Origin of the sequence: Mycobacterium scrofulaceum, assembly GCF_001667885.1 — a bacterium.
Lineage (GTDB): Bacteria > Actinomycetota > Actinomycetes > Mycobacteriales > Mycobacteriaceae > Mycobacterium > Mycobacterium scrofulaceum_C.
On sequence record NZ_LZJW01000132.1, the window covers coordinates 111,580 to 123,792 of the forward strand.

The following is a 12,213-nucleotide window of genomic DNA, read 5'->3' on the forward strand; positions in this document are numbered from 1 at the left end:
CTTTGCAGTATCGCGTTTTGCGGATGACGGCCGCGCACCGAACCGGCCCGCTAACCGGGAACACGGTCACCATCGCGATGGCTTGCCTGTGACTGCGCCTCGCCGGCCTGACGACGCAGCGGAACGGGGACGCCTCGCTGCGCGGTCACGTCCGGGACGGCACGCATGACTACCACACAGCTGACTGCCAGCAAATTGGGCAGGCGGATTCGGCCCGGGACGGAAGTCGCCGGCGGCTTCTTCCGCATGTGCGTGCTGACCGGGAAAGCGCTGAGACAGCCGTTCGAATGGCGCGAGTTCATCTGGAATGGCTGGTTTCTCATGCGGGTGTCGCTGCTGCCCACCATCGCCGTGTCCATCCCGGAAACCGTGCTGCTGATCTTCACCCTCAACCTCCTGCTGGCAGAGATCGGCGCCGCCGACGTATCCGGCGCCGGTGCCGCGATCGGCGCGGTCACCCAACTCGGCCCGATCGTGACGGTGCTGGTGGTCGCCGGCGCGGGTGGCACCGCCATCTGCGCCGACCTCGGCGCGCGCACCATCCGCGAGGAAATCGACGCGCTCGAGGTGCTCGGCATCGACCCGATCCACCGTTTGGTGGTGCCCCGGGTCGTCGCCTCCACCCTGGTCGCGGTGCTGCTCAACGGCCTCGTGGTCGCCGTCGGCCTCGGGGGCGGCTACCTGTTCAGCGTTTACCTGCAGAACGTCTCGAGCGGTGCCTACCTCTCCACGCTGACGGCGCTCACCGGCCTGCCCGAGGTGTTGATCGCTTTCATCAAAGCCGCGACCTTCGGACTGATCGCCGGCCTGGTCGGCTGTTACCGCGGCCTGATCGTCCGCGGCGGATCGAAGGGCCTGGGCACGGCCGTCAACGAGACGGTGGTGCTGTGCTTCATCGCGCTGTTCGCGGTGAACGCGGCGCTGACCACCATCGGCGTCCGGTTCGGGACGGGACGCTGACGTGTCCACCGCTGCAGCCCTCCGCGTCCGCTTTCCGCGGACGAGCGCCTTCGTCATCCGATACGGGGATGTCCCGTCCCGGCCACTGGTCGAGATCGGGCAGATGGTCTGGTTCGCACTGAGCGCCGTCGGGCAGATCCCATTCGCCGTGCACCGCTACCGCAAGGAGCTGCTCCGCATGGTGGCCCAGATGGGAATGGGCACCGGCGCGATGGCGGTGGTCGGTGGCACCGCCGCCATCGTCGGTTTCATCACCCTGTCCGCGGGCTCGCTGGTCGCCATTCAGGGGTACGCGACGCTGGGCAACATCGGTGTCGAGGCATTCACCGGCTTCCTGGCCGCACTGGTGAATGTGCGGTTCGTGGCGCCGGTGGCCGCGGGTCAGGCGCTCGCCGCCACGGTCGGCGCGGGCGCCACGGCCGAATTGGGCGCCATGCGCATCAGCGAGGAAATCGACGCGCTCGAGGTGATGAGCATTCGATCGGTCCCCTTCCTGGCGTCCACCCGGGTGGTGGCCGGACTGATCGTCATCGTCCCGCTCTACGGGTTGGCGATGACCATGGCGTTCTTGTCCCAGCAGGTCACCACCGTCTTGTTGTACGGGCAGTCCATCGGCACGTACAACCACTACTTCCACACGTTCCTGCGCCTCAACGACGTCGGCTGGTCGTTCGCCGAGGTGATCCTGGTCGCGGTGGTCGTGATGACCACCCACTGTTACTACGGCTACACCGCCACCGGCGGGCCGGTCGGCGTCGGCGAAGCGGTCGGCCGGTCGATGCGCCTGTCGTTGATCACGATCGTCGTGGTGGTCGTACTGACCGCGATGGCGGTCTACGGCAAGACCCCGAACTTCAACCTCACCGTGTAGCCGCCCATGACGACCCCGGTGAAAGAGAACCCGCAACGCATTCCGCCGTACCGGACGACGGCGCTGATCTTTTTGATCGTGTCGGCGGTGGTGTTGGGATTCGTGTGGTTGCAGTTTCGGGGCCAGCTCACGCCGACGACACGGTTGACGATGTTGGCGCCCCGGGCCGGCTTGGTGATGGATCCGGGTTCGAAGGTCACCTATAACGGCGTGGAAATCGGCCGGGTGGCCAGCATTTCGGAGATCGAGCGTGACGGCATACCGGCCGCCCAGTTCGTCTTGAACGTGAATCCGAAGTGGATCGACCTGATCCCGGCCAATGTGGACGCCAATATCAAGGCGACCACCGTCTTCGGTAACAAGTACGTGTCGCTGACCTCGCCGAAAAAGCCTACGCCGCAACGCATCACCCCACAGCATGTGATCGATGCGAGGTCGGTGACAACGGAGTTCAATACCCTGTTCGAAACGCTCACCTCGATCACCGAGAAGCTTGATCCGGTCAAGGTCAACCTGACACTGGCCGCGGCCGCGCAGGCGTTGACCGGGCTGGGCGACAAATTCGGGCAATCGATCGTCAACGCCAACGCCATCCTCGACGACATCAATCCGCAAATGCCGCAGATCCGGCATGACATCCAACAGCTCGCGGCGCTGGGCGACGTCTATGCAAACGCCGCGCCGGATCTGCTCAACGCGCTGAACAACTCCGTGGTTACGGCGCGCACCCTGCACCGGCAGGAAGCCGACCTGGATTCCGCGTTGTTGTCGGCGGCGGGGTTGGGCAACACCGGCGAAGACATTTTCAAGCGTGGTGGGCCCTACCTGCAGCGCGGCGCCGCCGATCTGGTGCCCACCGCCCAGTTGTTCGACACCTACAGCCCCGAGATCTTCTGCACCATCCGTAATTACTACGACGAAGAACCGGCGGCCTATGCGACCACCGGCGGCGGCAACGGTTATGCGTTGAGGACCATGACCGAGCTGACGTCGGGGTTGGGCGGCATGCTGACGCTTCCCGGGCTGGCCGGCACCGCGGCCACCATGGGCCTCCTGACCCTAGCCGGGCTGGTCGGCGGGGCGCCGAATCCCTTTGTGTACCCGGACAATCTGCCGCGTGTCAACGCGCGCGGCGGGCCCGGCGGCGCGCCCGGTTGCTGGCAGGCGATCACCCATGACCTGTGGCCGGCGCCGAGTCTGGTGGTCGACACCGGGGCCAGCCTCGCGCCCTACAACCATCTGGAAACCGGCTCACCGTACGCCATCGAGTACGTCTGGGGCCGCCAAGTCGGGGACAACACGATCAACCCATGAAAATCACCGGCTCCGCTATCAAGCTCGGCATCGTTTCGCTGGTGCTGCTACTGATCACCGTGTCGATCGTCGTGGTGTTCGCCCAGATGCGCTTCAACAGCACCAACAGCTATTCCGCGGAGTTCAAGAACGCCACCGGGCTCAAGAACGGCCAGTTCGTGCGCGCCGCCGGAGTGGAGATCGGCAAGGTCAAAGCGGTGCGGCTGATCGACGGCGGCCAGCGCGTAATGGTGGACTTCAATGTCGACCGCTCGATACCGCTCTACCAGTCGACGACCGCGCAGATCCGCTACCTCAATCTGTTCGCCGACCGCTACCTGGAGCTCAAGCGCGGCGAGGGCGACGGCAGCGACAAGGTGCTGCCGCCGGGCGGATTCATCCCGCTGTCCCGAACGGCGCCCGCGCTCGATCTCGACGCCCTGATCGGTGGATTCAAGCCACTGTTTCGGGCGCTCGATCCGGAAAAGGTCAACACCATCGCGTCGGCCATCATCACCGTCTTTCAGGGCCAGGGCGGCACCATCAACGACATCCTGGATCAGACCGCCCAGCTGACCTCACACATCGCCGAGCGCGACCAGGCGATCGGCGAGGTGATCAAGAACCTGAATGTTGTGCTCGACACCACGGTCAGGCATCGCAAGGAATTCGACCAGACCGTCGACAACTTCGAGAGACTGATCACCGGCCTGCAAAACCACGCGGACCCGCTGGCGGCCGGGACCGCGAACATCAGCAACGCCGCCGGAACGGTGGCCGACCTCCTCGCGGACAACCGCGCGCTGCTGCACAAGGCCATCAATTACCTACAGGCTCTGCAACAGCCGCTCGTCGACCAACGCGATCAACTCGGCGATCTGATCCACAAGACGCCGACCGCCCTCAACCTGATCGGGCGCAGCATCGGCCTCTACGGAGACTGGGTCAACTTCTACCTGTGCGACCTCAGCATCAGGTGGAACGGGTTGCAGCCCGGCGGCCCGGTCCGCACGGTCCGGATCTGGCAGCAGCCCACCGGTAGGTGCACGCCGCAATGAGAACGCTGACGGAGTTCAACCGCAACCGGGTCGGGCTGATGGGGATCACCGTGCTGGTGCTCGTCGTCGCCGTCGGCCAAAGCTTCACCAGCATCCCGATGATGTTCGCCAGCCCCAGCTATTACGGGCAGTTCACCGACACCGGTCAACTCAACAAGGGCGACAAGGTGCGTATCTCCGGCGTGAATGTCGGCAAGGTGGAGGCGTTCGAGATCGACGGAGACCACGTCCGGATCAAATTCAACATCGGCGCCAACACCATTGGCAGCGACAGCCGGCTCGCGATCAAGACCGACACCATCCTCGGCAAGAAGGTGCTCGAGATCGAGCCGCGGGGAACGCAGACGTTGCGACCGGGTGCCGTGCTACCGCTGGGCCAAAGCACTACCCCCTATCAGCTCTACGACGCCGCCTTCGATGTCACCAAGGCCGCCACCGGTTGGGACATCGACACGGTCAAGCAGTCGCTGAATGTTCTGTCGCAGACGATCGATCAGACCTATCCGCACCTGAGTGCCACGCTCGACGGTCTAACCAGGTTCTCCGACACCATCGGTAAACGCGACGAGCAGATCAAGCACCTGCTCGCCCAGGCTCATCAAGTGGCCAGCGTGCTCGGGGACCGCAGTGAACAGATCAACCGGCTGCTGGTCAACGCGAAGACGCTGCTGGTCGCGTTCAACGAACGTAGCCACGCGATCGGCACGCTACTGCAGAACATCTCCGCCTTCTCGGCCCAGGTGCAGGGATTCATCAACGACAACCCGAACCTCAATCCGGTTTTGGAGCAGTTACGCGCCATCAGCGACGTACTGGTGGCGCGCAAGGACGATCTGGCTCAAACCCTCACGTACGTCAGCCAATTCGCGGCGTCGTTAGGCGAATCGGTCGCGTCGGGGCCGTACTTCAAGATTGTCCTGTCCAATCTGCTGCCGTACTGGATCTTGCAACCGTTCGTCGACGCGGCCTTCAAGAAGCGCGGTATCGATCCGGAGGACTTCTGGCGCAGCGCGGGGCTCCCCGAATTCCGCTGGCCCGATCCCAACGGCACCCGGTTCCCCAACGGAGCACCGCCGCCCGCGCCCCCGGTGCTGGAAGGAACCCCTGATCATCCGGGGCCGGCGGTGCCGCCGGGAACGGCGTGCTCGTACACGCCACCGGCTGACGCGCTGCCGCGACCGTGGAACCCGTTGCCCTGCGCGGGCGTCGACGTCGGCGCCTTCGGCGGCAGTTTCTCGGCCCCGATCGACGTCGCGACGTCACCACCGAACCCGAACGGCCTGCCGCCGACGCCGGGCATCCCGATCGCCGCGCGGCCGGGCGAGTCGCCTCCCGACGTCCCGGGCGTACCGGTGCCACTGCCCATCCAGGCACCGCCGGGGGCGCGCACCGAGAACCTGCAACCCGCGGGCCCCACCCCACCGCCGTCGGCGTTCGCTCCCGTACTCCCGCCCGGGCCGCAGGCGCCGCCGGGACCCGGACAGCAGTTGCCGGCGCCGCTCATCAACCCCGGCGGCACGGGGGGCAGCGGTATCACGGGAGGTAACCAGAATTGAGCAGCGTCTTGCAGATCCGCAAACCGCAGCGCCGGACCGTCGTCGGGGCGCTGGTGGTGCTGCTGGCCCTCGTCGCCGGAATCGTCGGCTGGCGGCTCTACCAGAAATTGACCACCAACACCGTAATCGCTTACCTCCCAACGGCGAACGCGCTGTATTCCGGAGACAAGGTCCAGATCATGGGCGTGCGCGTGGGTTCGGTCGACAAGATCGAGCCGGCCGGCGACAAGATGAAGGTGACGTTTCACTACGACAACAAGTACAAGGTGCCCGCCAACGCGTCCGCGGTGGTCGTCAACCCAACCCTGGTGGCGTCGCGGAGCATTCAGCTGGAGCCGCCCTACAAGGGCGGGCCGGTGATGGGCAACAACGCGGTGATTCCGATTGAGCGTACGCAGATGCCGACGGAGTGGGACGAACTGCGCGAAAGCGTCGCCAACATCATCTCCAAACTCGGCCCGACGCCCGAGCAACCCAAGGGCCCGTTCGGTGAGGCCATCGAGTCGTTCGCGGACGGATTGTCCGGCAAGGGCCAGCAAATCAACACCACACTGAACAGCCTGTCGCGGTCGCTCACCGCGCTGAACGAGGGCCGCGGCGACTTCTTCGCGGTGGTGCGCAGCCTGGCGCAGTTCGTCAACGCCCTGCACAAAGACGACCAGCAATTCGTCGCGCTGAACAAAAACCTGGCCCAGTTCACCGACAAGTTGACCGGGTCCGACCGCGACCTCTCCAATGCGATCCAGCAGTTCGACAGCCTGCTCTCCACGCTGCGCCCGTTCTTGGACAAGAACCGCGAGGTGCTCGCCCACGACATCGACAACCTCGCCAACCTGACCACCACGCTGGTCCAGCCCGACCCGCTGAACGGCTTGGAGACCGCCCTGCACGTCCTGCCGACGCTCGAGACGAATCTCAGCCAGATCTACCACCCGTCACACGGCGCCGTCATGTCCATCCCGGCGATCCCCAACTTCGCCAACCCAATGCAGTTCATGTGCAGCATGATTCAGGCCGGCAGCCGGCTGGGCTACCAGGAATCCGCCGAATTGTGCGCGCAATACCTGGCGCCGATCCTCGATGCGATCAAGTTCAACTACTTGCCGTTCGGGCTGAACCTGTTCAGCACCGCCGAGGCATTGCCCAAGGAAATCGCCTACTCCGAACCCCGGCTGCAACCGCCCAACGGGTACAAAGACACGACGGTGCCCGGGATCTGGGTGCCCGACACCCCGTTCTCGCACCGCAACACCCAGCCCGGCTGGGTCGCCGCCCCGGGCATGCAAGGCACCCAGGTGGGGCCGGTGACGGGGGGCCTGATGACCCCCGAATCTCTGGCCGAACTGATGGGCGGCCCTGACGCCGCGCCCCCGCCCCCGGGCCTGCAAACCCCGCCGGGGCCGCCGAACGCCTACGACGAGAACCCGGTGGTGCCGCCGATCGGCCTGCGGGCGCCGCAGGTGCCGATCCCGCCGCCGCCGCCGGGGCCGGGAGTGGTGCCGGGCCCGGTCGCGCCGACGCCGGCCGCCGCTGCGGGGGCGGGATCATGATGCGCGCCTTGGCTATTCGTGTCCGGCACCTGACCTGGAAGGGGCTCGCCGTGTTGAGCGCCGCGGCGGTGCTGACGTCGTGCGCGAAGTGGCATGGGATCGCGAATGTGCCGATGCCCGGCGGTCCGGGCTCTGGACCGGGCTCCTACACCGTCTACGTCCAGATGCCCGACACGCTGGCCCTCAACGACAACAGCCGGGTGCGAGTGGCCGACGTCTTCGTCGGCACGGTCCGCGCGATCGAGCTCAAGAACTGGGTCGCGACGCTGACGCTGCGGCTGGGCAAGAACGTCAAGCTACCCAGGAACGCCACCGCCAAGATCGGTCAGACCAGCCTCCTGGGTTCCCAGCACGTTGAGCTGGCGGCGCCGCCCAACCCCTCCCCGGAGCCGCTGCGGGACGGCGACACCATTCCCCTGAAGAATGCGTCCACCTACCCCACCACCGAGCAGACGCTGGCGAGTCTTGCCATCGTGCTGCACGGGGGCGGCATCCCCAACCTCGAAGTGCTGCAGAACGAGGTCTACAACATCGTCAACGGCCGGGCAGACCAGATCCGCGCCTTCCTCGGCAAGTTGGACACCTTCACCGCCCGGCTCGACGAGCAGCGCGCCGACATCACCCGGGCCATCGATTCGACCAACCGGCTGCTCGCGTACGTGGGCCCCCGCTCGGACGTCTTGGATCGCGTCCTCACCGAATTCCCGCCCCTGCTCAAGCATTTCGCCGACAAACAGAATCTTCTGATCAACGCGGTCGACGCGACGGGGCGGCTCGGTGGGGTTGCCGACCAATACCTGTCGGCCGCCCGGGGCGACATCCACCAGGACCTGCAGTCGCTGCAGTGCCCGCTGCGGGAACTCGGCCGGGCCGCGCCCTACCTGATTCGCGCCCTCAAGCTGATCCTCGTCCGGCCGTTCGACATCGACGCCGTGCCCAAGGCATTCCGCGGCGACTACTTCAACCTGTCGCTGACGCTCGACCTGACCATGAGCGCCGTCGACAACGCGGTCCTCACCGGGACCGGGTTCTCCGGAGCGCTGCGCGCGCTCGAACAATCGTGGGGCCGCGACCCCGAAACGATGATCCCCGATGTCCGGTACACGCCGAACCCCAATGACGTTCCGGGCGGCCCGCTGGTCGAAAGGGCCGACAGGCAATGCTGACCCGCTTCATCAAACGCCAGCTGGTCGCGTTCGCCATCCTGACCGCGATCACGGCGGTCGCGCTGGGCTGGTACTACTTACAGATCCCCAGCGCGGTTGGCATCGGGCAGTACACGCTGAAGGCGGACCTACCCGCCTCGGGCGGGCTGTACAAGACCTCCAACGTGACCTATCGCGGTGAGACCATCGGCACGGTCACCGCGGTGGACCCGACCGCGACGGGCGCGCGGGTGACCATGAGCATCGGCGACCGCTACCGGATCCCGATCGACGCGTCGGCGAACGTGCATTCGGTGTCGGCGGTCGGTGAGCAGTATCTGGACCTGGTGTCGGTCGGTAACCCGGGCCAATACTTCTCGCCCGGTCAGACCATCACGAAGGGGACCATACCCACCGAGATCGGGCCGGCGCTGGACGCGGCCAACCGTGGGCTGGCCGTGCTGCCGAAGGACAAGATCGCCTCGCTGCTCGACGAAACAGCCCAAGCCGTCGGCGGATTGGGCCCCGCGCTGCAACGCCTGGTCGACGCGACGCAGGCCATCGCAGGCGACTTCAAGACCAACCTCTCCGATATCAACGACATCGTCCAAAATTCCGGGCCGGTCATCGACAGCCAGGTCAACTCCGGTGACTCGATCGAGCGCTGGTCACACAACTTGGACACCCTGGCCGCCCAGAGCGCCGAAAACGATCAGCACGTGCAGAGCATCCTGACCCAGGCGGCGCCGACCGCCGATCAGGTCAACGAGGTGTTCGGCGACATCCGCGAGTCGCTGCCGCAGACGCTGGCGAATCTCGAGATCGTGCTGGACATGCTCAAGCGGTACCACAAGGGCGTCGAGCAACTCCTGGTCGCCTACCCGCAGGGCGCCTCCGAGGGCCAGACCGTCACGTCCGCCTTCCCGGGCTACGCATCACTGGGCACCTCGCTGACGATCAACCAGCCCCCGCCGTGTTTGACCGGGTTTCTCCCGGCAGCCGAGTGGCGGTCTCCCGCGGACACCAGCCTCGCGCCGATGCCGTCCGGAACCTATTGCAAGATCCCGCAGGACACTCCCTCCAACGCCGTGCGCGGCGCGCGCAACCTGCCATGCGTCGACGTCCCGGGTAAACGCGCCGCGACGCCACGGGAGTGCCGGGACCCCAAACCGTACGTCCCGTTGGGAACCAACCCGTGGTACGGCGACCCCAACCAGATTGTGACCTGCCCGGCGCCGGCGGCGCGCTGCGACCAGCCCGTGAAACCGGGGCTGGTGATGCCCGCGCCATCGGTGAACAACGGCCTCAATCCAGCGCCCGCCGACAGGGTCGCGGGGACGCCCCCGCCGACCAGCGATCCGCTGAAACGGCCGGGATCGGGCACCGTCGAATGCAATGGGCAGCAACCGAATCCGTGCGTCTACACGCCCGGCGGCCCTCCCCCGGCGGTTTACCTCCCGCAGAGCGGCGAACTGGTGGGGCCCGACGGGGTCAAGTACGCGGTGGAGAACTCGAGCAAGACCGGAGACGACGGCTGGAAGGACATGCTGGCGCCGTCGACCGGCCGGTAGAGATGGGAGCGACATGCCGGAATCCATTGGCCTTGGCCAACTTCGAAGTGACGCCTGCACGTATCTCGAGCGGGTCGCCGGCGGCGAGACGATCGGCGTCGTCCGTCGGGGCAAGCTGGTGGCGCGGATCCTGCCCGTCGGTGACTGGCGGGTGGCCCCGATCCCGGCGCGTTCGGTGAAGCTCGCTGCGCCGGACAGGGGTGGCTGGGTGAGTCTCGACGAACTGCGCACCCGCGCCGGCCGGTGCTTCGACCGGGTGGCGGCCGGGGAAACGCTGAGCGTCGTGCGGGGTGGCAGGTTGTTGGCGCAGATCGTCTCCGCCGGTGACGCGACGAGCAGCCCCGCTCCGGCGGCCACCCAAGGCGGGATCGAGCTCGACGAGCTACGTAAGCGCGCGGGGCGCTACTTCGATGAGGTCGCGGCGGGGCAGACGATCGAGGTCATCCGCGGCGGCAAGCTGGTAGCCCGGATCGTGTCGGTCGCCTAGGCAACCACCCCTGCCGCGGATTCCCGCGCGACGCGCTGCCGTGGCGGGTCGAGTGTGCTGCCAGTCGCACACTCCGCGCCCGCTGTGCGGCTGGGCGCGCACTCGGCGGAAGACGCCCCGCGGCTAGAGCAGCTCGGGCAAGCGCCCACGGATTTCCGGAAGCTTTCCGCTGGTCACGTTGTTATCCCACGCATGACCCTGACGGGCTTCCACGAAGGCGAGACCGCAACACAGCGCCGCGCGGGTGTCGAGGCCGAGGCCAGGCGGCTCGCGGGCATGCTCGACCCGTCGGGCCTGTCCGGCGGCGCAGCGACCTTTCTCGCGTCGCAGCGATTCGCCGCCCTGACCGGACGCGACCATGAGGGCGTCCTGTGGGTCTCGCCGCTGACCGCTCCGCCGGGGTTCCTGCGCGGCCAGGATGACGTCTTGCACGTGTCGGCCTCGCCCCGCGACGGTGACCCGCTGCACCGGCTCCCGGCCGGCCAAGAAATCGGCCTGATCGCCATCGACTTCCTCACCCGCCGCCGGCTACGGGTGAACGGCGAGCTCGTCGGCTCGGACCACGCGGGCTTGACCGTGCGCGTCGACCAGGCATACGGCAACTGCCCCAAGTACATTCACCGCCATGCCATCGACACCGCCACCCTCGCCGCGCCCGCTTCACTGTGCGCGAGGCGCGCGACGCTGGACCCGTCCGCTCACGCGATGATCGCGCGGTCCGACACGTTCTTTCTGGGCACGAGCCATCCGACCCGGGGTAGCGACGCGTCACACCGGGGCGGGCCACCGGGATTCGTCAGAGTCGACTCCCCCGACCGGCTGTGGTGGCCGGACTTCCCGGGCAACAACATGTTCAACAGCTATGGCAATCTGGCCGTCGACGACGAGGCCGCCTTGTTGTTCCTGGATTTCGGTACGGGCGCCAGCTTGCACGTCACCGGGACCGCGCACGTGCGGTGGACGACGCCCGGCGCCCCCGGCGATGACGGCGGTGTGGGCAGGAACGTCGCGTTCTCGGTCGGCTCCGTGATCACGTTGCGGAACCGCTAATCGTCGAGGAGTGCGACGTCGGGAAGCGGGCGTTGGCAGATCGCGTGCGCCTCGTCGGCGGCAAGACCGAATAGCCGCAACACGTTCTCGGTGACGATGTCGGCGGCGCGCGCGTCGTCTCGATCGGGGTTGCCTCGCAACAGGTTTCCGAGCCCCAGCAGCGCGCCGCCGGCCATGGCGAGGGCCAACTCGGGATCCTCCACGTCGAATCGGCCGGCCGCGACGCCGGCTTGAATGTCACGCAGGGCGCGCGGCGCTAATCCGCGTTCCGACGACAACAACTCCAGCCCGTTGGCCAACAGGATCCGGCTCTCCTGGGGGCGGCGACGGAACAGCCGGCCGGTCAGCCGAAAGCTGGTGGCGAAGATCTCGGCCGGGTCATCGAGGGACTCGGTGAGCTGGTCAAGCATCGCCCCATAGGTGTCGAGCACGTCGGCGACCGCGGCTTCGAACAGCTGCTCCTTGCTGTCGAAGTGGTTGTAGAAGGACCCCATGCCGACGTCGGCCGCCTGGGTGATCTCCAAGACCGGCACGTTCACCTTGCCCTCGGCGATCAGTCCCTGCGCGGCCTTCACCAAAGCCGCACGGGTGCGCCGCTTGCGCCGCTCCAGCCGGTTGGCCGGCTCCACCGTCATGCTCACCCTCGCAGTATGCATCAGTCATGAAGATTTC

At 66.8% G+C, this 12,213-nt stretch carries 11 protein-coding genes; 10 read left to right on the plus strand and 1 reads right to left on the minus strand.

The features are described 5' to 3' along the window. Positions 1–246 precede the first annotated feature (246 nt). The 10 genes from A5681_RS19360 (at position 247) to A5681_RS19405 (ending at position 11,541) form a co-directional block, all read left to right on the plus strand. Complete coding sequence (locus A5681_RS19360) at positions 247–960, plus strand: MlaE family ABC transporter permease (protein ID WP_369830318.1); 714 nt, start codon at positions 247–249, stop codon at positions 958–960. A gap of 1 nt (position 961) precedes the next feature. After that, positions 962–1,831 (plus strand): ABC transporter permease, encoded by an 870-nt coding sequence (locus tag A5681_RS19365; RefSeq protein WP_067278674.1) that lies wholly within the window; start codon positions 962–964, stop codon positions 1,829–1,831. Positions 1,832–1,837: 6 nt separating this feature from the next. Continuing rightward, positions 1,838–3,145, plus strand: a complete 1,308-nt coding sequence (locus A5681_RS19370; protein WP_067278678.1) for an MCE family protein — start codon at positions 1,838–1,840, stop codon at positions 3,143–3,145. Beyond that, entirely contained in the window at positions 3,142–4,182 is a 1,041-nt protein-coding gene (locus A5681_RS19375; protein ID WP_067278681.1) for a virulence factor Mce family protein, read from the plus strand. The genes A5681_RS19370 and A5681_RS19375 overlap by 4 nt, the downstream gene beginning before the upstream one ends. Then, positions 4,179–5,738, plus strand: a complete 1,560-nt coding sequence (locus A5681_RS19380) for a virulence factor Mce family protein (RefSeq protein WP_067278685.1) — start codon at positions 4,179–4,181, stop codon at positions 5,736–5,738. The genes A5681_RS19375 and A5681_RS19380 overlap by 4 nt, the downstream gene beginning before the upstream one ends. Continuing rightward, positions 5,735–7,288 carry a virulence factor Mce family protein gene (locus A5681_RS19385; protein WP_067278688.1) on the plus strand — a complete coding sequence of 518 codons (1,554 nt, stop codon included), beginning with the start codon at positions 5,735–5,737 and terminating at the stop codon, positions 7,286–7,288. Before A5681_RS19380 ends, A5681_RS19385 begins: the two co-directional genes overlap by 4 nt. Continuing rightward, positions 7,285–8,454: a virulence factor Mce family protein gene (locus A5681_RS19390; protein ID WP_067278691.1), complete on the plus strand. Its 1,170-nt coding sequence runs from the start codon at positions 7,285–7,287 to the stop codon at positions 8,452–8,454. Before A5681_RS19385 ends, A5681_RS19390 begins: the two co-directional genes overlap by 4 nt. After that, the gene (locus A5681_RS19395) at positions 8,448–10,004 is read left to right on the plus strand and encodes an MlaD family protein (RefSeq protein WP_067278694.1); all 1,557 of its coding nucleotides are present in this window, start codon (positions 8,448–8,450) and stop codon (positions 10,002–10,004) included. Before A5681_RS19390 ends, A5681_RS19395 begins: the two co-directional genes overlap by 7 nt. A 13-nt stretch (positions 10,005–10,017) precedes the next feature. Then, complete coding sequence (locus A5681_RS19400) at positions 10,018–10,491, plus strand: type II toxin-antitoxin system Phd/YefM family antitoxin (RefSeq protein WP_067278698.1); 474 nt, start codon at positions 10,018–10,020, stop codon at positions 10,489–10,491. Between the two features lie 192 nt (positions 10,492–10,683). Beyond that, positions 10,684–11,541, plus strand: coding sequence for a pyridoxamine 5'-phosphate oxidase family protein (locus A5681_RS19405; protein ID WP_067278701.1), 858 nt, complete (start codon positions 10,684–10,686; stop codon positions 11,539–11,541). On the opposite strand, the gene A5681_RS19410 is transcribed toward A5681_RS19405, so the two are convergent. Continuing rightward, positions 11,538–12,176 carry a TetR/AcrR family transcriptional regulator gene (locus A5681_RS19410; RefSeq protein ID WP_067278705.1) on the minus strand — a complete coding sequence of 213 codons (639 nt, stop codon included), beginning with the start codon at positions 12,174–12,176 and terminating at the stop codon, positions 11,538–11,540. The two genes, A5681_RS19405 and A5681_RS19410, sit on opposite strands and share 4 nt — an antisense overlap. Positions 12,177–12,213: the final 37 nt, after the last annotated feature.